Source organism: Marinobacter sp. (assembly GCF_046484525.1).
Classification (GTDB): domain Bacteria; phylum Pseudomonadota; class Gammaproteobacteria; order Pseudomonadales; family Oleiphilaceae; genus Marinobacter.
Genome location: NZ_JAWOIS010000068.1, coordinates 1 through 19,835, shown reverse-complemented (window position 1 = coordinate 19,835; position 19,835 = coordinate 1). Strand labels below are relative to the sequence as shown.

Here is a 19,835-nt window from a genome sequence, read left to right as displayed (position 1 = left end):
ACCGCCCTGACCGCTAATCTGAAAGCGGACCAGGCCCGGGAGCTGGCTGACGCGCGCTACCGTGCCCAGCACCAGGCCATCGTCAATCAGTTGCTGGCCAATGCGCCGACCTACCTGGACAGCGACACCCCGCCCGCGAGCTGGCTGCCCGTCATTCTCGGCGACACTCTGCCGGACCAGCTTGGGTTGCGCATCGACACCCTGCAGCGGCACAGCAAGATTCCCATCATGGAACTACAGACCGAAGGACACCTGGATCCCACCCTTGCCCTGCGCACTGAGGTCCAACCCGGCAATTATCATTGGATACTGACCACGGTGCCCACGTCGACGCTGCTGGGAAAAGCCGCAAGCCAGGCCCGAACCCGAACCTGGATGGTCGGCCTGGCACTGACCCTGGCCGCCGCCGGGTTGGCGCTGCAGCTGTGCCGGCGCCTGCATGGCCAGGAACGGCGGATACTGGAACTGGAGAGGAAGGAGCAGGGGGCCGATCAGCAAATCAACAACCTGCAGGTGGAAAAGACTGTCCTGCGCCAGGCGCTCAACGACAGCGAGGAGCGCAGCCGCGATCTGGTCACCCTATCCGGGGCCCTGATTGCCGAACTCGACGACCATGGCGTTATCGGCTTTATCTCCGCGCAAAGTGCCTCCCTGTTGGAACAGGCGCCCGTGGACCTGACCGCCCAGCCGTTCCTGGATCTGGTGACGCCTCCCTTCCGGGACAACTTTCACCGCACCCTGGAGGCGGCACGCCACGACAACCAGGCACAGCGGATTGACCTGGACCTGCGGGTCAGGAACCAGGATGCGCCCTTGCCCGTGGCCGTGCGCATCAGGGCGCTCAAGGACCCGGTCAACGGTCTGATGGGGTATCGCCTGAGCGCGACGCCCACAGGAAAGACCAGCAACTAGTCCAGTGTCTTGTGGGTGCCGTCACACATCGGTGGCGAGCCGGTCCGTTTGCAACCACAGAACCAGACCCTCTCGGTTTTCTCGGCGCTATATTTCACCGGTGTGAAACCGGTTCCCTTGTGGGAGCCGTCGCAAAAGGGCTGGTTGTCACTCTGTCCGCAGGCGCACCAGACATAGTTCTTGCCGCCTTCGACCTGCACGGCGTAGGGGCTTTTCTTTGCAATCTTCGGTTGTTCGTCCGGCATGGTTTCTCCCCTCTTGCTGACTGTGTCGGTTCAGTATAGCCAAGACTAATGGAGCGGTTTGATCACCTCCGTCAGTCGGCCGGTCTCCAGCAATTCCAGGAATTCTTCCCCCAGCCGGTCGCTCTCGGCAATCGCCTTGCGCCAGGAACGCTCCCGGCTGGCATCGTCACCCATGTATCTCCCAAAATCCTTGCGATCCGGGAGCTTGCCGTCAGGGAGGGTCCTCAGGTACTCAGGGGATGGCGCCACCAGCAGCACATCCTGCAGACGGGTGGCATCGCCCCTGCGCCAGGGCAACGACTTGTCAAACCAGCCGGGCACCACCCTGTCGGTAAAGTGCGGGTACAGGATCACACCCGGCTGCTGGTAGGGCAGATCCATGTGGTAATCCAGCAAACCGCCATCACGGTAGACACCTTCCGGTGCACCGGGAATGTTACGCACCCCGGACATCACCAGCGGAATGGATGCCGAGGCCAGCAGGGCCGGCAGCAGGTTGTCACTGGTCAGGGCCACCTCGTGGCTGGGAAAATCCTCCAGTTTGGATACCGGCGTTTTCAGGCGGGCATCGTGAATGATGCCCCGCTCCAGGAAGCGGCCCAGGTGTCGGCGACTAACCATGTTGGCACTGATGGCATTCATCAGCCCCAGTCCCAGCCGGCCCTGGGTGTCGTGCTCCAGCAGACCCAGGCTGCGCACCACGACAATATTCAGTCGATACCAGGGATGGTTCAGAATGTGCTCCTCCCGGCCACCAAGCAGTTCCTCCAGGAACCGGATGCTCTTACGGGTCACCTCCGCGGCACTCACGCCCTTGGCAAAGCGCTGGGACGTATAGAGATCTGCCAGGCGTGCCAGCTGCGCCTTGGGGTCGTCCGAGGAGGCCACCGCGGCAAAGCGCCAGCTGCCAATGGAGGAGCCAATCAGGGCTCGCTCCTGTGGTGCCCGGGGCAGCCAGTCCCCGAAGATCGCCTTGTCCAGTCCGCTGATGCCTAGCGCTTTCGGACCGCCGGCGGCACCGGGTATGAGATGGACATCTTCCGGCACCAACAGTTTGTCTTTGAGCCGTTGCAGGGCACGGCGGCCAGCCCGGACAGTCAGGGCTGGAGTTCGGGTGTGGATGGCGGTCATGGCGGGCTCCCTGTTTCAGTGCAAGGGAGTGTATCGAAAGGCATAAGTAGCGGACAACGGGATTCCCGACCCGGTTCCCGGCTAGTGTCCCGTTTGCTTGCGGAAATCCCGGTACGCGGTAAACACGTCCCAGGGACTTTCAAAATGGGGGTAGTGTCCGATGTTGCGCAGGCTGACCACATCCGCCTCCCGGATTAGCTCCCGGTAGCGCCGGGCCATGGCGACACCGGAAACCGGGTCGGCGGTGCCAGAGACCAGCCGCAAAGGCTGAGGGGCCGACTGGAGTGCACCCACCCACCGGTTCCGGTGACAGCGACGTTCTTCCATAAACTGGATCAGATGATGCAGGATCCCGCGGCCGTTGTTGTAGGTCAGCAGGTGCCAGAAATCCTCGAGATTCTGGCGATCCGGCGGATTCTGGGGGCCAAACAGGCGCCGCAAGTTATACTCGAAGGTGCGACGGGTCAGGCCGCGGCTGATCAGGCCGCCCAGGGGACTGCGCAACACCTGCTGGATAAGCAACGGGTTGTGGACTTCCGGGAAAAGTGCGCCATTGAGGAAACAGACCGAACCGATCCGGAAATGCAGTCGCTCCTCCTGATCCCGGGCCAGCAACTCCTGGACCACGCTGCAACCGTAATCGTGGGCAAAAAGGTGCACCGTGCCCAGTCCCAGCCCCTCAAGCCAGCCCTGAACCAGATCCGCCTGATCCTCGATGCTGTAATGGTAACCGGTGGGTTTGTCGGAAAAGCCGAAACCCAGCATGTCCAGGGCCAGTACCGAGTGTTGCTGGACCAGCATCGGCCAGATCCTGCTCCAGTCCCAGCTGGCAGTGGGAAACCCGTGCAGGAGCACCAACGGCTCGCCCTGACCGGCCATCCGGCTGAAAATGGCGTGGCCGCCGTAGCTGAACCACTTGCCTCCCTGCTGCCATCCCTCGAGGCTCTCCGCCTCACGCGCCTGGGCACCTGCCCCGGCTCCGGCTATCACGTGATCCATGGGTCGTCCCCGACATGTGACTGGATGCCTGAAACTTTAAAGCAAAGAACCGAAGCCCGCCATAGCCTGCGCGTACCTGTCGGCATAACTTTGCGGCAAAGTGGTCTTTTCTCCCGCCGGCTGCGTAAAGCGTAGAGATGACAGGCGAATTGCCTTAAGCTTTGGCCCCTGAAAATGACAGTTAACCGGAAACGATTATGACCAAACTCCTTGACGACCTCGCGGGCCACTACCGTGCCATCATTGATGGACTCGGCGAAGACCCCGACCGCGAAGGTCTGCAGGACACCCCCATGCGCGCGGCCAAGGCCATGCAGTTCCTGACCCGAGGGTACCGGCAGGATCTCGGCGACCTGGTCAATAATGCCGTGTTCGAATCCGCCATGGACGAAATGGTGGTGGTCCAGGACATCGAGCTATACAGCATGTGTGAACACCACATGCTGCCATTCATCGGCAAGTGCCACATTGCCTACCTGCCCCAGGGCAAGGTATTGGGCCTGTCGAAATTCGCCCGCATCGTCGACATGTATGCCCGTCGCCTTCAGATCCAGGAAAACCTGACCCGGCAGATCGCGGAGGCTATCGAGAGTGTCACCAACGCCAAAGGCGTTGCCGTGGTGATCGAGGCGCAGCACATGTGCATGATGATGCGCGGTGTGGAGAAACAGAACTCCCGCATGAAAACCTCAATGATGCTGGGTCAGTTCCGGAAATCCCAGGCGACCCGTATAGAGTTCCTCAACCTGATCGGCAACAACCGCTGAGTCCCCACCGGGCAAGGAAGACCGCATGACAGACGTTATCGGCAACAAGCAGGCCCGGGTGCGCATCAAGAACCTGTTGTTGCGCGCCTACATTGGCATCAAGGAAGAAGAGATCAACAACCAGCAGGACGTGGTGATCAACGTTGAGCTGACTTACGATGCCAGTGATGCCATCCACCAGAACGAGATTGAGGCGGCGCTGAATTACCGCACCATCACCAAACAGATTATCGCTCATGTGGATGGCACTCGGTTTGCGCTGCTGGAACGTCTGACCCATGAAGTGCTGAGCATTGTCATGGAGCACGAGACGGTGCAATGGGCGCAGGTGGAAATCGACAAGCCCCACGCGTTACGCTATGCCGAATCCGTGTCCGTGTGCCTTGAGGCGCACCGTTAACCCCCAGCAGAGAGCCATCCATGCCCAGCAACTCCCCGGAACAGATTCGTTCCATCCTGGAAAATGTTCACACCATTGCCCTGGTGGGCGCGAGCGAGAAAACCAACCGGCCTTCCCATGAGGTCATGGAATTTCTCCAGGATCAGGGCTACCGTGTAATTCCGGTCAACCCCCGGCTGGCTGGCCAGACCCTTCTTGGCGAGATCGTATTCCCGGATCTGAAATCCGTCCCGCAGACGGTGGATATGGCGGACCTGTTCCTGGCCCCCGAGCGCACCGATGCAGTGATTGACCAAGCCATTGAGCTGAAAATCCCGGTGGTTTGGATGCAGATCGGCGTTATCAACCAACCAGGCGCGGCCCGCGCCGAGGATGCCGGCCTCACGGTGGTGATGGACCGCTGCCCGAAACAGGATATTCCCCGCCTGGGCATTACCAAAATGCATTGAAGGACGATATTGGCCCCTTGGGCATTGAGAACTGGATCCCATTTCCAAGCATCCGCTGTAACGGGCGGAGTTCCCGTGTCATAATCGTTCGCGTCGAATAGAAGACTGGTTAGAGCCTCGAGGTTCCGTATTAATCCAGCCACGCAGCCTCCCTTCCAGAGGGAGCTTTCTGCACACCGATGCGGTGGTTCCGGGACATTTCAGCGAGTTGCGGAGTGATCATTGGCCAAGACGCCCCCCACCAACAACATCCTTGCCCTTGCCTTGGTGAACCCCGTCTTTCCGGTTCTCATTCTGCTGGTATTTCTGGCCCTGGCATCCGGTTTGCGCTATGGAATGATTCGTCAGGACAACCATCAGATCCGGGCCAACCTCGCCAACGAGGCGGTTGCCATGGTCGACCACCTCAAGCGGGAGTTCACTATTCACGCCCAGGCCATCAACCGGATGGCCGCCCGGATGCAGAAGGAACCTGAAATCACCGAAGCAGCGTGGCGCGCCGATGCGCGCCATTACCTCAACGACTTCGGCGTCTACCAAGCCATCGAATGGATTGACCGGGATTTCATCATCCGCTGGCTGGAACCAGTAGCTGGTAACCAGAGTGTGATGGACTACAACGTCGCCTTCTCCGATCGCCGGCGCCAGGCCCTGGAGACCGCCCGTGCCACCGGCCAGTACGACATTTCCGGTATCATCGACCTGAAACAGGGTGGCAAGGGCATGGTGATCTATGCACCGGTGGGCACCGGAGAGGACAACAACGGCTTCATTGCCGGTGTTTTCCAGATCAAGACTCTGGTCCAGCAGCTGCTGACCAACCGCGTGCTTCAGTCATTCCAGTTGGACATCCGCGGTAAAGGCGAGCTCAGTTACCAGCTCAACAGGCTGGCTGACACCAGCGAGAGCTTTGCCCACACCGAAGCCATCAATCTGCCAACCCTGGGCCGGAACCTGACCATCAGGCCCACCAGCAGTTGGGTGGAGAGCCAGCGCAGCGACTGGCCCTGGCTAACCTTTATCGCCGTCCTGTTCATGGGGCTGCTGACCAGCCTGACTGCCCTGTTGGCCCAGTTGATTCTTAAACGCAACCGGGCGCTGGAGCAGGAAATTGACCAGCGCAAAGAAATGCAGCGGGATCTGGCTCGCCTTGAATCCACCGACATCCTGACCGGACTGGCCAACCGCCGATTCTTCATGGAGGATCTGGCCCATACGCTCGTCATAGCCGCGCGGCAGAACCGGCAGGTCGCCCTGATCATGCTGGACCTGGACCGGTTCCAGATGCTCAACGACTCGCTTGGCCACCAGTTCGGTGACGAACTCCTGGTTCGAGTTGCCGAGCGACTGAATCAGCTCAGCGATGAGCGGATCCTGGTGGCCTACTCCGGCGGCGATGAGTTCATGTTCTGCCAGCAGCAGGTGGATGAGATCGACGATGTCATCCACCTGCTCGGCTATATCAAACACAGTTTCGAGGCGCCTTTCGAAGTCCATGACGAAAGCCGCCGGATTACCGCCACCATGGGGGTGGCTGTCTACCCCCAGAGTGGACAAGACGCCGATACCCTGTTGCGTAATGCCGATATCGCCCTATACCGCGCCAAGGAGCAGGGCCGCAACTCCTATCAGTTCTACACCGAGGGCATGCAGGAACGGGAAGTCACCCGTCTGGAGCTGGACAAGGATCTGGACAAGGCACTCGCCAACAACGAGTTTGTGCTGCACTTTCAACCACAGGTCGATCTGGAAACCGGCGAGATTGTCAGTGTCGAAGCTCTGATCCGGTGGCAACACCCGCGCCGCGGACTGTTGCCGCCCGTGGAATTCATTCCCTTGGCCGAGGAAAGCGGACGCATCACGGATATCGGGCGTTGGGTGGTGGCGGCTGCCTGTCACCAGTTGGCGGCCTGGAAGGACACTGCCTGCGAGAACCTGCGTATTGCGATCAACCTGTCCGGACGGGAACTCGACGATGAGCATCTGGTGGACAATATCCGGAAAACCCTGGCGTCAAAGCAGGTACCCGCCAATCGTCTGGAAGTGGAGCTGACCGAAGAGATTTTTATTCAGAACATCGAGCATAACCGGAATCAGCTGAGCCGACTTCATGATCTTGGTGTCAACCTTGCTATCGATGACTTTGGCGTTGGCTACTCGTCTCTGGGTTACCTGCGTTACTTTCCGGTGGATCTTCTGAAAATCGACCGTTCGTTCATCACCTCTGTGACCGAGCGCCACGATGATTCGGTCATTACGCGGGCGGTGATCAGTCTCGCCCACAATCTGGGCATTCGGGTGATTGCCGAAGGCGTGGAGACCGAGGAGCAGCTGAATTTCCTCAGGCAGCATGGCTGTAATCTGGTTCAGGGTTATCTGATCAGTCGACCGATTCCCGCCGAAGAACTGGAAAGGGCCCTTGAAGAGGGGATCCTTAATATGGCAACTCTGGAACGCGCCGGTTTGTAATGGCCGGAGTGGGTCCCCATGATAACTGGAACAAATCAACGGCATGTAATTTATGGCTGCGAGGTATCTGACTCCCGATCAGGATGAGCAAATCCGGCGGTGGGAACGCTGGAATCGTAATTATTTTATTTTTGCGTTTGTAGTGCTGACAGTCGTTCTGGTGTTCAGTAGCCAGCTGGGGCTGTCCAGTGGCGAGAACTGGGGCTCCCTGGGGGTTCTGATTGCGGCCCTGATTGCACCCATCATTGTGCTCCAGCTGCGGTTGCGGTGCCCGGCCTGTGGCCACAAGATCGGCTGGCAGGCAAAGCTGATGGCACCAGACCAGTGCAAGACCTGCGGAACCTTCCTGCGCGCCAAGGGGCGCTGACTTCTCCTTCCTCTGAAAAAAACCTTTGACCTGTGAGTTGCTCACAGGTTTTAGCCTATGCTTATGATGTGATTTTGGAGCATGCCGAGGCTTCAAGGGTCAACTCTCCCAATTCAAATTCAGAGTGATTGAGCCGATGAAAGTAAAAGAGATCGCCCAGGCCGCCGGTGTAAACCCCGACACCGTCCGTTTCTACACCCGGGAGGGCCTGCTCAATCCGACCCGCAACCCGGACAACAACTACCAGCAATACGATGCGGATGACCTGCGCCGGCTGCGCTTTGCCCGCAAGGCGCGGCAGTTGGGTTTTACGTTGCCGGAGATCCGCTCGATTCTGGACCAGGCCGATGACCGCCATTCGCCCTGCCCGATGGTTCGCGAAGTGTTCGAGAAACGCTTGGCCGAGGTGGAGCGGGAGATTGCCGAATTGCAGCAGCTGCGGGACCGGATGAAGAGTGCCCTCGGGATCTGGCGGGAGATGCCGGATGGCACGCCGGACGGCCATACAATCTGTCGGCTGATCGAGCATTGGGATGATATGGCCCTCGCCACCAGCGGGGAGGAGTAAACGAATGAGTGAGATAACCGAACTGCGTCGGGCATTGTCCATTTCAGGGGCATCCTGTCAGGGCTGTGCCAAAAAGATTCGTAATGCCCTGGAGCCTCTGACCGGTGACACTGATTTGGTGGAGGTGAATCTGGAAGAGCAGACCGTCGCGTTGCCCGGGGGTATCGACCTCGCAGATGCGGCACGCCGGGTGACGGACCTAGGCTATCCGGCCGAGGCGATCAAGGAAGTGGATGAACAGCCGGCCAGTTGTTGTGCCGGCCAGGTGGAGTCGGAGGTTTCTGACGAACAACCTCACCAGGGCCATTCCGGGCACCACGCGGAAGAGGCCGATCGGGTTGCCTGGGAGGCGCCAGCCGGGGGTGATCAGATCAGCCTTTCAGTCTCGGGCGCTACCTGCGCCTCCTGCGTGAACACCATCGAGAAGGCGATGATGTCGGTGTCCGGCGTCACTCATGCTCATATGAACCTGGCGGATAACACTGCAACGGTCACCGGGGATGCGGACCCTCAGGCGTTGGCCAGGGCCATCGAGAGTGCCGGCTATGGCGCCAGTGTGATCGAAAATGCCGACGATGCGGATGACCGCAAACAGGCGGAGGACCGCAAACAGTACCGTACCCTGCTGATCAAGATGGCGGTGAGCCTGTCCTTCGGACTCGGTCTGATGATCTGGGGCATGGGCTTCGGGTCGATGATGGTGACCGAGGCCAACCAGACGACGTGGCTGGGGCTCGGGGTACTGACGTTCATCGTGATGGCGGTCACCGGAGGACACTTTTACACCGGGGCGTGGAAGGCGTTCCGGCATCATAACGCCAACATGGACACCCTGATTGCGGTCGGCACCGGGACCGCGTGGCTGTATTCCATCGTTGTGGCCAGTGTGCCAGGGTTGTTGCCGGAGATGGCCCGGCATGTTTACTTCGAAGCATCCGCAATGATCATCGGCCTGATCAATCTGGGTCAGGCGCTGGAGCTTCGTGCCAAGGGCAAGACTTCGGAAGCGGTGCGTCGACTTCTTGACCTGCGGGCGAAGACTGCCCGGGTGATCCGGGGCAGCCAGGAACAGGACATTCCGGTGGAAGAGGTACGCAAGGGCGACCGGGTCCGGGTCCGTCCGGGCGAGAAAATTCCGGTAGATGGCCTCATCCGCGAGGGCAGCAGCCGGGTGGACGAGAGCATGCTGACCGGTGAGCCCATGCCGGTCAGCAAGGCGGAGGGCGACGAGGTTTCCGCCGGCACCCTGAATACTCACGGCTCAATCATCTATGAAGCCACCCGGGTCGGTAGCGAGACGGCCCTGGCGCAGATCATCCGGCTGGTGAAAAAGGCCCAAGGATCCAAACCCGCCATCGGTCGCCTGGCGGACAAGATCTCGTCCGTGTTCGTGCCCACGGTGATGATCATCGCCGTCTTTTCGGCGCTGGTCTGGTACAACGTCGGGCCGGAGCCGGCAGTGGTGCACATGATGGTGGCCGCCACCACGGTGCTGATTATTGCCTGCCCCTGTGCACTGGGTCTGGCCACGCCGATGTCAGTGATGGTCGGTGTCGGCAAGGCGGCCGAATATGGCGCCCTGATCCGCCAGGGGGATGCCCTGCAGACTGCCGGCAAACTGGATCTGGTGATCCTCGACAAGACCGGCACCATCACCGAGGGCCATCCTGCGGTCACCCGTGTGCATTCCACCAGCGGTGACGAGAACCGGCTGTTGGCCCTGGCCGCCGGCCTGGAGCAGCATTCGGAGCATCCGCTGGCGGAGGCGGTTCTGGCAAGGGCCCGGGATGAGGGCGTCGGACCTGAAAAGGTGTCCGGCTTCGAGGCCGTCAATGGCAAGGGGGTCCGGGGTGAGCTGGATGGGCAGACCGTACGCCTCGGCAATCGCCGCTGGCTTGAAGGCGACGGTCTGTCGCTGGACGGCCTCTCCGAGGCCGCCGATACCATTGCGGACGAGGCCGGCACCCCCCTGTTCCTGGCCCTCGGCGATGAGGTTCTGGGGGTGATCGGAGTCGCGGACGCCATCAAGCCGGATTCAAAAGCCGCCATAAAGCGGCTGCACCACGCCGGTATCAAGGTGATGATGGTTACCGGTGATGTGGAGGCAACCGCAAGGGCCATCGCCAGCAAGGCGGGCATTGACGATTACCGGGCGGAAGTTCTGCCCGAGGACAAGGCCGAGGTGGTCAGCGAGATGCGGGGCAAAGGCCATACCGTCGCCATGGTCGGGGACGGTATCAACGATGCGCCGGCACTGGCGGCAGCCGATGTGGGCTTCGCTATCGGCACCGGCACGGATGTGGCCATCGAGAGTGCCGCCATCACGCTGATGCGTGGCTCCCTGCACGGGGTACCCGATGCCATCGAGATTTCCCGGGCCACGGTGAAGAACATTCATCAGAACCTGTTCGGGGCCTTCATATACAACTCCCTGGGTATACCGGTGGCAGCGGGCCTGCTCTATCCTTTGTGGGGCACCCTGATGAATCCGATCCTGGCCGGCGCCGCCATGTCCCTGTCTTCGGTCACTGTGGTCTCCAACGCCAACCGCCTGCGACTGTTCCAGACCGGTCACAAGCCGGAGCGTCACGTATCCAAGGAGGAGAACTGATGGACACTTTTCTGGTCAATGCTGGAGGACTTGCCCTGATGGCCGCCATTGTCTGGTGGTTCTGGCTGAGCGGGTCCGGCAGCCCAGGCTCTGACGAACACCAACATCATTGAGGTGAACACCATGAACAGACATACCCTTGCCCTCGGCCTTGCCGCCGCCCTCGGCTTCAGCACCACGGCCCTCGCCGGTGGTGCTGCCCAGAATATCCACGTGTACAAGTCCCCGACCTGTGGCTGCTGTGCGGACTGGGTCGATCACCTGGAGGAAAACGGGTTTGAGGTGAAGGTTACCGAAACCAACGACCTGAACCCGATCAAGATCCAGGCTGGGCTGACACCGGCCCTGGCAAGCTGCCACACAGCGTTTGTCGGTGATTATGTGATCGAGGGCCACGTACCGGCCAGCGACATTCAGCGCCTGATCTCGGAGGCGCCAAAAGCCAGGGGGCTTAGCGTGCCGGGCATGCCAGCCGGATCCCCCGGTATGGAAGTCGGCGACCGCAAGGATCACTACAAAGTGATCATGTTCAACGGTGCCGGCCAGACACGAGTGTTCTCGGAGTACAACTAACCTTTGCCAGATGCCTGCCGCACCCGGCAGGCTCATACTTCTGCCGATTTTTCTACACTGTCCGGTGTCAGTGTTCTATGATGAGAACCCGGTCTCAAACGGAACACTGGCAAGGACACCTCTTGAGTCTCAAAACTCGCATTCTCGGCCTCGCTGCCACCCTGATTGTCCTGGCAGCGTCCGCCTCCTGGGTGGCATACCAGGAACTTTCAGAAGACATTATCGAGCGCTGGGGCCAGCAAGTCGCAGAGATTCAGGTCCGTTATGACAGCGCCCGGTTGCTGCAGTCCCTGGAACGCGAAATAGGCCTTGCCAGGCAAATGGCCAGTTCCTCGACCCTGATCGAATGGGCACAGAGTCCGGACGACCCCGCCCTGAAGGCCCATGCCATCCGGCAAATGGAGAGCTTCCGGTCCAATTTTCGGGATAACAGTTATTTCGTCGCACTGCGTGGAAACGGGGCGTATTACTACAACAATACGGAAAACGAGTTCACCGGTAACCAGTACCGCTATACCCTCGATGCCGACAAACCTGAGGACGCCTGGTTCTTCCAGCTCATTGACGAGGGCAGGGATTTCCACCTGAATGTGAATCCGGATGTGGAACTTGGCGTGACCAAACTCTGGATCGACGTTCTGATGCGCAACAATCAGGGAGACATTGTGGGGATGGTGGGCACCGGACTGAACCTGGACGACTTTCTGGAGGATATCGTCGATATCGGGCAGGAGGGCATTACCACCCTGTTCGTCGACTTCAATGGCGCGATCCAGCTCTATCGGGACAGGAACTACATCGATTTCGCCAGCATCATCAAACCGGAGGGCCAAAAAAACACGGTGGACCTTCTGCTCGAGGATCCTCAGGACAAGCAGCAGATCCTGGGCATGTTGCAGAGGCTGAAGCAACGGGGAGGCGGGACCGGTGCGGTGGAGAGTGGGTTCGTTACGGTGGACGGTCGAAAACATCTGGCCGGCGTCGCCTTTCTGCCAACCATCGGTTGGTTTGAAATCACGCTGCTCGACCTCAACACCCTGATTCCCGCCAGCTACCTCTGGCCGCTGGTGGCAGTCTTCCTGGCCAGCCTGTTGATTTCACTCCTGGTATTCCACCTCATCATCCAGTCCCGCATCCTGAGGCCAGTACTGGCACTGGAGGATGCAACCAAGCACCTCCGGGGCGGTCACTTCGAGCTCCCCTACCTGCCCAAACCGGACAATGAGATCGGACGTCTCGTCGACCACTTCGAAACCATGGCAAAACGGGTCCAGCTCAATACCCGTGACCTTGAATACCAGGTAGCCAATCGAACCAAAGAGCTTCACCGACTGGCGAGGGTTGATGCCCTGACCGGGCTGAAGAACCGTCGGGGGCTGGACGAGCATCTGGAGGCGGAAATTGAACGGGCACGCAGGGACAACCAGAGTTTTGGCCTTATCTGGCTGGATATCGATCACTTCAAGAAAATCAATGACAAAAGAGGGCACCAGGCGGGGGACGAGATTCTGTGCCGTGTTGCTCTCTGGCTCAAGACCAGTGTGCGCCCTTATGATCATCCCGGCCGTTGGGGCGGTGATGAATTCGTCGTGTTACTGTCGCCGTGCGACACTGCGGTGCTTAAGCAGATCAGCAGCCGGATCCGGTTGGCGGTCGAGCAGGAAAGCCTCAAAACCGGGATACCTGTGACGGTCAGCATTGGTGGCCATCTTTGCCAACCCGGTGAAAACGGCGACACCATCCTCCGACAGGCAGACCGTGCGCTTTATGCGGCCAAGGAACAGGGCCGCAACAGAATCTGTATCACCCGCTCCGACAAAACCACCGTTTCGCCGGGCGCGTGAATCGGGGCCAACACCCCAACAGTTTTCCTCAGTACAGGTAGGGCGCCAGGGCCAGCTCCAGTTTGGCCTGGACTGCGTACAAATCCGCTGGTTTTACAACCGGATCGGTTGGCGGCACTGCCGTCGGCCAGGCCTTTTGCAGCTCGGCGAGCTTCTTCAGGCGCTTGCCCAACTCCCCCTGGTCGTGCGCCTTGAGACCACGCTCGGCCATGGGGTAAACCTCGATCCAGGGATGGGTCAGGTGTGGACGACCCTCGGCAACCTCGCCAGCGGTGGTGTCTGTTATCAGTTCGCCGCCGTCGTAACTTCCCGGATCATCGAGGAATAGGGTGAAGGAAATGTCGGTACGGATGCGGTTCTCGCCCCGGCCCATGACCGGATCATCCACATGGTTGTCGTAGGTCATCCCGTCCCGATAACGGCTGAACAGGATCGGGGCCATCCTACGTGCGCGAACGGCGGGTAGCTATCGGCTGGATCCAAAGCACCGTCCGTGACCCTGCCCAGCGTGAAGTGCTTTTTGACCTAGACAGCGCCCGCCGCCAGATCTTTGAGCGTGAAGGTAAAACGGCGGAATTTGATCTGCTGACCAAATCCCTGGCGAACCTGCAGCGGTCCTGGGCGGAAATCCAGGAGCAAGCGGGGTTACCACACCGTATCTGACGGCTGCTTTCATAACCGTTATACTCCGCCCCAACATCCAATTTTTTGCAGCCAGGTTCCTCTTACATGCTCAACGCCGACGCTCTCAGTCAATTGCGCCAGCTCAAAACCGATATCAAGGAAAACAAGGTGGTCTTCCCCGGCACCGTGAAGGCCACCAACGGGCGCTTCGGCTTTGTTGCCCTCGATGAGGGCCGCGATGTATTTCTCCCGCCGGAGGAAATGCAGAAAGTACTGCCGGGCGATCGAATCAACGTCACCGAGCACGAGGTGGAGAAGGGCAAGACCCAGGGTGTGGTGGACGAGGTACTGGAAACCCATCTCACTACCTTTGTCGGCCGCTACCTGATCAAGGGCAAGGGCCATTTCGTGGCGCCGGATACGCCGGGCATCAACCGCTGGATTTTCATTCCGCCCAAAGACCGCAAGGGCGCCCAGCCTGATGACTACATCTACTGCCAGATCCACCGCCACCCGTTCAAGGATGGCAAGGGCCAGGCCCGGGTGCTGCGGATCATCGGCAAGGCGGGCGAGCCCGGCATTGAGCGGTCTTTCACCCTGGCCAGCTTCGACCTGGCCGACACCTGGCCGGACTCGGTCCAGAAACAGGCGGACAGCCTGAATGAGGATAGCCTGGCAGCCCACATGGAGGGCCGCGAAGATCGCACCGAGCAGCCCTACGTCACCATCGACAGCCCGGGCACCCAGGACATGGACGACGCCCTGATGGCGACACCGAACGCCACCGGCTGGACCCTCTCCATCGCCATCGCCGATCCCACCGCGGTCATCAAACCGGGCACTCCGGCCGAGGAAGAAGCGTTCAACCGGGCCACGGCGATTTATTTCCCCGGCGAGCCCCTGCCCATGCTGCCGGACGCCATCAGTACCCGTCTGTGTTCGTTGATGCCGGAGGTGAAGCGACTGGCCCTGGTGTGCGACTTGCAGGTCAACAACGATGGCAGCCTGGGCGATTACAGCTTCCACCAGGCGGTGATCCGCTCCCGGGGCAAGCTCAGCTACGACCTGGTATCTCATCTGATCGAGGGCCGTGAGGACGACGAAATCAAGGCCCTGCCCGATGTCGTCGCCAACAGTCTGGACCAGCTGCATCAGGCCGCCACGGCCCTGCGCAAGTGGCGCAGCGAGCATGCCCTGCTGAGCGCGGATCGACCGGAATTCCGCCTGCGTCTGGATGAAAACAAGAGGATCCGGCTGATTGAACCGGCGGTCCAGAACGAGGCGCATCGTCTGGTGGAGGAGTGTATGGTGGCGGCCAACCGTTGCGCTGCGGACTTCCTGCAGCAGCAGGGCGAAGGCCTGTTTATCCAACATCCGGGCCTGCGCGACGACCGTGCCGAGAATATCCGCAAACTGCTGGAAAGCCACGCTCCGCACCTGGCGGACCTGGATGCTAATTCTGCCGAGGGCTTCAAGGCCCTGATGAAGCAGACCGAAAAACTGGAGGCGGAGGTGCCGGTTAAGGCGATCATCTCCCGGCAGCTGGCCCGGGCCGAGTTGGGCTTCGAGGCGGCCCCACACCAGGGCATGGGTCTGGGTGCTTACACCACCTTCACCTCGCCGTTGCGTAAGTTCTCCGACTTCTACGTGCATCGGCTGATCAAATCGAGCCTTTGGGAGACTCCAATCAAGCCGCTCAATGCCCAGCAGCTTGAAGCCCTGCAGGCCAGCCAGATCCGGGCCCGCCAGGCCGCCAATTCACTGGAAGCCTGGCTCAAAAGCGACTACGCCAAGTCGCTCAAAGAGGAACCCATGGCCGGCACCATCAGCCGAACCGTTCCCTCTGGCTTCTTTGTACGCCTGGACTGCAATGGCCTGGAAGGCTTTGTCAGCTGCCGGGACCTGGAGGGCAAATTCAGCTTCGATCCGGTCACCCTGCGCCTGGTGCACAACAAGAACGGCCGGATTTTCCAGCTGGAGCAGCGGGTGAACGTCAGTTTTGCCGGCGTGGATGACGAGCGCCGACAGATCAACTTCAAGCTGGTGGACGCCGAAGAACTCCAGAACGGCAAGGAAACCACGGAGCGTTGAAAAACCGACCGGGCGGGCGCATCGTAACTGACAGGACACAGCCTTTTAACGGAGGTGCGCCATGCCCATCAGCCCGCAAGAGTTCCTGAAGAAATACGGCTTCGACAAGGAAGAAGAAGAGCCGGACCACAGCCTGAGGCATAACGCCATGGAGCATGCCAGGCATCTGCGCCGGCCCCATGCCGGCACGCCCCACGACTGGGAAGAATGGGAGCGTTACAAGCGCGAGCATCCCGATGAAGTAGAAGATGGGGACGATGACTGAGTCGTCCCCGTCGGTTTACTGATCTCCCAGCATTCTCTCCAGCCGCGCGTCCTTTGCCTGCCAGAGTTCCGCCAGCCAGTTCTTCACATTACGACGATGCTCGGCATCGGCCGCATAGTCCCGGCCCTTCAGGGGTTCCGGGATGGTCTGGGTGTGAATCTCCATCCGGATAGCCTTCACCTCGCCACAGAGGAACTCCCAGAAGGTGGGCGCGCCATCGGGATAGGCAATGGTGACATCCACCAGGGTCTCAATGGAATCGCCCATGGCATCCAGCACAAAGGCCACACCGCCGGCCTTGGGAGTCAGCAGGTGCTGATAGGGAGATTTCTGTTTGTCATGCTTGGCCTGGGTAAACCGTGTGCCTTCGACGAAGTTCATGACGCTCACCGGGGTGAAGCGGAATTTCTCGCAGGCGTGGCGGGTGGCCTTGAGGTCCTCACCCCGTTTTTCAGGATGCTTGATCAGGTATTCCCGGGTGTAGCGCTTCATGAACGGGAAATCCAGGCCCCACCAGGCCAGGCCGATCACCGGCACCCAGATCAGTTGCTGCTTCAGGAAGAATTTCAGGAACGGCGCCCGCCTGTTGAATACCCGCTGCATGGCCAGGATGTCGACCCAGCTCTGGTGGTTGCTCAGCACCAGGTACCAGCTCTCCCGCTCAAGCTCATCGGCACCTTTCACATCCCAACGAGTCCCGTGGGTGAGCTTCATCCACCCAATGTTGCAAGCCACCCAGGCTTCGGCGATGGCGATGATCCAGCGGGTACACAGGACGCGGAACCTCTTGATCGGAATGATCAGCTTGAAGATTGCCGGGATGTACAGCAGGATGCACCAAAACAGCGTGTTGATGCCGAGGAGGGTGGAGTTGAGTACGCCCTTGACCTGGGCCGGGAGGAAACTGAGCATGGCTTTCCTGCTTTTGATTTTTGTGTCCGATGGCGCCGCATGATAGCAAGGGCCGACGATAATGGGCAGTGGCGCGATGTGGCTGGTTTGCCCGGAAGGGTGGACGGTTTTGCCATAGGCACCACACCCTCCCGGGGTTAGCCTTGCCACCTGTTTTCTCTAAACTGGTGTGATCAACTGTTCCATGGAAATCCCGATGCCCAACCCGTTCAAGTCGGTGCTCGACAAAACTTCCGGTCTGACTCGCCAGACGGCAATCTATGCCGGCAATGCCTTCGACCGGGTGTTCCGCGCCGCCAGCCTGGTCCAGGCCGGGCAAACGCCCTTTGAGAGACTTCATTACGACGGCTTGGTCAGCCTGCGCTACTACCCGCCGCTGCAGGAAGATTTCATTGAACTGGACGATCTGACCATTCCGGTGGAGCGAACCACCCATCGCACCCCGATTGTCATCATTCCGCCCCTGGCTGTGAATATGCTCATCTTTGACCTGTTCCCGCAGCGCAGCCTGGTCCGTTTCCTGCGCGCCAAGGGCTTCGAGGTTTACCTGGTTGACTGGGGCGTGCCGAAGCGCGAACACAGCCACTACAACCTTCACACCTATGTGGCGGAGCTGCTGCCCGCCTACCTGAACCGGGTAAGGGAGCACAGCGGTGAACAGGAGCTGTCCCTGCACGGCTGGAGCATGGGCGGCATGTTCACTCTGTTCTATTCCGCCCTGAGCCAGGACCAGCATGTGCGCAATGCCATTGTCTTGGGTTCACCCATCGACAGTCACGCTTCCGGATTCATGGGGGTGGCGTCCCAGGCCATCGCCGAGGCGGCCGAGGTGATTCGCAAGCGCACGGGTTTTCGCATCCACAACCTCAAGCCGCACTGGTTTCATACGCCCGGGTGGGCGAATACCCTGGGGTTCAAGCTGACCAATCCGATCGGCAGCGTGATGGGGTACTGGGAGCTGATTGTGCGTCTGGGGGACCGGGAGTTCGTAACCAACCATGCCACGACCTCGGCGTTCCTGGATCGGATGGTGGCCTATCCCGGCGGGATCATTCAGGACACGGTGGTTCGGGTTTGGATTGATAATCAGTTGTCAAAGGGCGAAATTCAGATTGGGGAGGACATTGCCCGGCTGGAGAACGTGAGTGCTAACTTACTGGCGATTGCCGGCAGAGAGGATACGATGGTGACGCCGGGGGCGGCCAAGCGAGTGATGGATCATGTGAGTTCTGGGGACAAGACGTTTCGGGTGGTGCCTGGGGGGCATATGGGGATTCTTGCGGGGAGCAAAGCGCCCAAGGAGAGCTGGTTGGAGATGGCCGAGTGGCTTGCTTTGCGGTCTGACTAGCATTTCAGCCTTTCAGGATTTCAAGGTTTCGACTCTGAGCATGGCGGCGGATGTCGGGTAGGGCTGTCCAAAACCCGCTCCTTCGGCACGTCCATGTGACGCTTGAGCTCCGCCATCCATGGCTCCGCACAGTTTTGGACAGCCCTACCCGACACCCGCCTCCGCTAACTTTAGAGGCTTGCCAGTGTCGAAGGCAGCTCTGAGAGGCTGCTGATTACTGCAGAGGGTTTAATGCCCCAATCTTCAAAGATCTTATTACCATCCCTTTGCACCCAGATCGCCATTAACCCCGCAGCTCTGGCACCAATGACATCCCACGCATTACTAGACACCAAGCACAGCGGCTGGTCCCAAGCGCCTGTCGCCCGCCGTGCATAGGTGTACACCGCCGGGTCGGGTTTGAAGCTCTTGATATCGTCGACCGATACCAGGTCGTCGAACTGGTCCAGCAGGTTATTGTGCCCCAGCACCTTCTCCAATGCCGGGTAACTGCCGTTGGAGAACGCGAACAGCGGGTATTTACCCTGCAGGGCCTGTAGCGCCGGCAGGGAATCCTCGAACGCGGGTAATGCGAGGTAGGCGGCCATCAGTTCGTCTTCCCGGTCCTGGGACAGTTCCAGTTTTCGGGTGGCCATGGCGTAGCGCAGCGCCTGGCGGGTGCAGACGCCGAAATCTTCGTAGGCTTTCATCAGGCCTTTGCGGAACGAGAACTCCAGTTGTTTCTCACGCCAGAGGGCGGCGACCGATTCGGCCTGGTCGCCGGCGTCCTGTCGTAACAGGTCGGACATGCCCATGGGGTCCACCAGGGTGCCGTAGACATCGAACGCCAATTGCATGGTCATAAAATGAGCCTCGTTTCGTGTAGTTGTCTTGTCCGTTACTCCTAACCGTACAACAGAACACTCACATTTTTGAATAAACACTCAAAGCGCAGAGATGGCCGACCCTCCGGTCACAGGTTACACTGCCATTCATGAACCCGATTGATACATTGAACCTGGATTTCCGTGCGCTCAGCACTTTCCTCGCCGTTCTGGACGAGGGCAGTGTGTCCCGGGCTGCGGTGCGTCTGGGCGTGACCCAGTCGGCGGTCAGTCATACGCTGGAACGACTCCGGCAGGCGCTGGGGGATCCGCTGTTCGTGAAATCCGGTCGGGGCATCGTGCCAACCCGCTATGCCCTGCAGGCGGGGCCGCATATTCGGCAGATTCTGGACGATCTGCGGTCACTCTCCGCCGGCCCGCCGTTCAGCCCGGCCAC

Annotated in this window: 21 protein-coding genes; 15 read left to right on the top strand and 6 right to left on the bottom strand. The window is 60.0% G+C overall.

Annotation, left to right across the window (positions count from 1 at the left end; translation table 11 throughout):
• The coding region (locus R6W86_RS14700) for a histidine kinase (protein ID WP_410330111.1) at positions 1–912 on the top strand (912 nt) is incomplete at its 5' end.
• Here the strand turns inward: R6W86_RS14700 and R6W86_RS14695 are convergent.
• The 3 genes from R6W86_RS14695 to R6W86_RS14685 form a co-directional block, all read right to left on the bottom strand.
• Positions 909–1,157: a CDGSH iron-sulfur domain-containing protein gene (locus R6W86_RS14695; RefSeq protein ID WP_410330110.1), complete on the bottom strand. Its 249-nt coding sequence runs from the start codon at positions 1,155–1,157 to the stop codon at positions 909–911. The two genes, R6W86_RS14700 and R6W86_RS14695, sit on opposite strands and share 4 nt — an antisense overlap.
• 45 nt (positions 1,158–1,202) lie before the next feature.
• Positions 1,203–2,288: a patatin-like phospholipase family protein gene (locus R6W86_RS14690; RefSeq protein WP_410330109.1), complete on the bottom strand. Its 1,086-nt coding sequence runs from the start codon at positions 2,286–2,288 to the stop codon at positions 1,203–1,205.
• Positions 2,289–2,369: 81 nt separating this feature from the next.
• Positions 2,370–3,287, bottom strand: a complete 918-nt coding sequence (locus R6W86_RS14685; protein WP_410330108.1) for an alpha/beta fold hydrolase — start codon at positions 3,285–3,287, stop codon at positions 2,370–2,372.
• A 197-nt stretch (positions 3,288–3,484) separates the two neighbouring features.
• Between R6W86_RS14685 and folE the strand changes: the two genes are divergently transcribed.
• The 9 genes from folE (at position 3,485) to R6W86_RS14640 (ending at position 13,335) form a co-directional block, all read left to right on the top strand.
• Positions 3,485–4,054 carry a GTP cyclohydrolase I FolE gene (gene folE, locus R6W86_RS14680; protein WP_410330107.1) on the top strand — a complete coding sequence of 190 codons (570 nt, stop codon included), beginning with the start codon at positions 3,485–3,487 and terminating at the stop codon, positions 4,052–4,054.
• 25 nt (positions 4,055–4,079) lie between these two features.
• On the top strand, positions 4,080–4,454 hold the full coding sequence (folX, locus tag R6W86_RS14675; protein WP_410330106.1) for a dihydroneopterin triphosphate 2'-epimerase: 375 nt from the start codon (positions 4,080–4,082) through the stop codon (positions 4,452–4,454).
• Between the two features lie 20 nt (positions 4,455–4,474).
• The gene (locus R6W86_RS14670) at positions 4,475–4,903 is read left to right on the top strand and encodes a CoA-binding protein (RefSeq protein ID WP_410330105.1); all 429 of its coding nucleotides are present in this window, start codon (positions 4,475–4,477) and stop codon (positions 4,901–4,903) included.
• A 222-nt stretch (positions 4,904–5,125) separates the two neighbouring features.
• Positions 5,126–7,372 (top strand): EAL domain-containing protein, encoded by a 2,247-nt coding sequence (locus R6W86_RS14665; RefSeq protein WP_410330104.1) that lies wholly within the window; start codon positions 5,126–5,128, stop codon positions 7,370–7,372.
• A 52-nt stretch (positions 7,373–7,424) separates the two neighbouring features.
• Complete coding sequence (locus R6W86_RS14660) at positions 7,425–7,739, top strand: hypothetical protein (RefSeq protein ID WP_410330103.1); 315 nt, start codon at positions 7,425–7,427, stop codon at positions 7,737–7,739.
• A 136-nt stretch (positions 7,740–7,875) separates the two neighbouring features.
• Positions 7,876–8,307, top strand: coding sequence for a MerR family transcriptional regulator (locus R6W86_RS14655; RefSeq protein ID WP_410330102.1), 432 nt, complete (start codon positions 7,876–7,878; stop codon positions 8,305–8,307).
• A 4-nt stretch (positions 8,308–8,311) separates the two neighbouring features.
• Positions 8,312–10,918, top strand: a complete 2,607-nt coding sequence (locus R6W86_RS14650; RefSeq protein WP_410330101.1) for a heavy metal translocating P-type ATPase — start codon at positions 8,312–8,314, stop codon at positions 10,916–10,918.
• A 123-nt stretch (positions 10,919–11,041) separates the two neighbouring features.
• Entirely contained in the window at positions 11,042–11,491 is a 450-nt protein-coding gene (locus R6W86_RS14645; RefSeq protein WP_410330100.1) for a DUF411 domain-containing protein, read from the top strand.
• Positions 11,492–11,613: 122 nt separating this feature from the next.
• On the top strand, positions 11,614–13,335 hold the full coding sequence (locus R6W86_RS14640) for a diguanylate cyclase domain-containing protein (protein WP_410330099.1): 1,722 nt from the start codon (positions 11,614–11,616) through the stop codon (positions 13,333–13,335).
• 28 nt (positions 13,336–13,363) lie between these two features.
• Here R6W86_RS14640 and R6W86_RS14635 read toward each other — a convergent pair whose 3' ends face one another.
• A complete protein-coding gene (locus R6W86_RS14635; RefSeq protein WP_410330098.1) occupies positions 13,364–13,777 on the bottom strand; it encodes a hypothetical protein in 414 nt (137 codons plus the stop codon).
• 5 nt (positions 13,778–13,782) lie between these two features.
• On the opposite strand from R6W86_RS14635, the gene R6W86_RS14630 reads away from it, so the two are divergent.
• From R6W86_RS14630 to R6W86_RS14620, 3 genes are all read left to right on the top strand, one after another.
• Entirely contained in the window at positions 13,783–13,998 is a 216-nt protein-coding gene (locus R6W86_RS14630) for a hypothetical protein (RefSeq protein WP_410330097.1), read from the top strand.
• Positions 13,999–14,064: 66 nt separating this feature from the next.
• The gene (locus tag R6W86_RS14625; RefSeq protein WP_410330096.1) at positions 14,065–16,050 is read left to right on the top strand and encodes a ribonuclease R family protein; all 1,986 of its coding nucleotides are present in this window, start codon (positions 14,065–14,067) and stop codon (positions 16,048–16,050) included.
• 61 nt (positions 16,051–16,111) lie between these two features.
• On the top strand, positions 16,112–16,315 hold the full coding sequence (locus tag R6W86_RS14620; RefSeq protein WP_410330095.1) for a hypothetical protein: 204 nt from the start codon (positions 16,112–16,114) through the stop codon (positions 16,313–16,315).
• A 15-nt stretch (positions 16,316–16,330) separates the two neighbouring features.
• Here R6W86_RS14620 and R6W86_RS14615 read toward each other — a convergent pair whose 3' ends face one another.
• Positions 16,331–17,227 carry an acyltransferase gene (locus tag R6W86_RS14615; protein WP_410330094.1) on the bottom strand — a complete coding sequence of 299 codons (897 nt, stop codon included), beginning with the start codon at positions 17,225–17,227 and terminating at the stop codon, positions 16,331–16,333.
• Between the two features lie 196 nt (positions 17,228–17,423).
• On the opposite strand from R6W86_RS14615, the gene R6W86_RS14610 reads away from it, so the two are divergent.
• On the top strand, positions 17,424–18,575 hold the full coding sequence (locus tag R6W86_RS14610; protein ID WP_410330093.1) for an alpha/beta fold hydrolase: 1,152 nt from the start codon (positions 17,424–17,426) through the stop codon (positions 18,573–18,575).
• 170 nt (positions 18,576–18,745) lie between these two features.
• Here R6W86_RS14610 and R6W86_RS14605 read toward each other — a convergent pair whose 3' ends face one another.
• Positions 18,746–19,417, bottom strand: a complete 672-nt coding sequence (locus tag R6W86_RS14605; protein WP_410330092.1) for a haloacid dehalogenase type II — start codon at positions 19,415–19,417, stop codon at positions 18,746–18,748.
• A 131-nt stretch (positions 19,418–19,548) separates the two neighbouring features.
• On the opposite strand from R6W86_RS14605, the gene R6W86_RS14600 reads away from it, so the two are divergent.
• The coding region (locus R6W86_RS14600; protein WP_410330091.1) for a LysR family transcriptional regulator at positions 19,549–19,835 on the top strand (287 nt) is incomplete at its 3' end.

Bases quoted from the DNA above. Each gene is read 5' to 3' on its own strand.
- R6W86_RS14695 (WP_410330110.1), bottom strand. From the start codon at position 1,157: ATGCCGGACGAACAACCGAAGATTGCAAAGAAAAGCCCCTACGCCGTG.
- R6W86_RS14690 (WP_410330109.1), bottom strand. From the start codon at position 2,288: ATGACCGCCATCCACACCCGAACTCCAGCCCTGACTGTCCGGGCTGGC.
- R6W86_RS14685 (WP_410330108.1), bottom strand. From the start codon at position 3,287: ATGGATCACGTGATAGCCGGAGCCGGGGCAGGTGCCCAGGCGCGTGAG.
- folE (WP_410330107.1), top strand. From the start codon at position 3,485: ATGACCAAACTCCTTGACGACCTCGCGGGCCACTACCGTGCCATCATT.
- folX (WP_410330106.1), top strand. From the start codon at position 4,080: ATGACAGACGTTATCGGCAACAAGCAGGCCCGGGTGCGCATCAAGAAC.
- R6W86_RS14670 (WP_410330105.1), top strand. From the start codon at position 4,475: ATGCCCAGCAACTCCCCGGAACAGATTCGTTCCATCCTGGAAAATGTT.
- R6W86_RS14660 (WP_410330103.1), top strand. From the start codon at position 7,425: ATGGCTGCGAGGTATCTGACTCCCGATCAGGATGAGCAAATCCGGCGG.
- R6W86_RS14655 (WP_410330102.1), top strand. From the start codon at position 7,876: ATGAAAGTAAAAGAGATCGCCCAGGCCGCCGGTGTAAACCCCGACACC.
- R6W86_RS14650 (WP_410330101.1), top strand. From the start codon at position 8,312: ATGAGTGAGATAACCGAACTGCGTCGGGCATTGTCCATTTCAGGGGCA.
- R6W86_RS14645 (WP_410330100.1), top strand. From the start codon at position 11,042: ATGAACAGACATACCCTTGCCCTCGGCCTTGCCGCCGCCCTCGGCTTC.
- R6W86_RS14635 (WP_410330098.1), bottom strand. From the start codon at position 13,777: ATGGCCCCGATCCTGTTCAGCCGTTATCGGGACGGGATGACCTACGAC.
- R6W86_RS14625 (WP_410330096.1), top strand. From the start codon at position 14,065: ATGCTCAACGCCGACGCTCTCAGTCAATTGCGCCAGCTCAAAACCGAT.
- R6W86_RS14620 (WP_410330095.1), top strand. From the start codon at position 16,112: ATGCCCATCAGCCCGCAAGAGTTCCTGAAGAAATACGGCTTCGACAAG.
- R6W86_RS14615 (WP_410330094.1), bottom strand. From the start codon at position 17,227: ATGCTCAGTTTCCTCCCGGCCCAGGTCAAGGGCGTACTCAACTCCACC.
- R6W86_RS14610 (WP_410330093.1), top strand. From the start codon at position 17,424: ATGCCCAACCCGTTCAAGTCGGTGCTCGACAAAACTTCCGGTCTGACT.
- R6W86_RS14605 (WP_410330092.1), bottom strand. From the start codon at position 19,417: ATGACCATGCAATTGGCGTTCGATGTCTACGGCACCCTGGTGGACCCC.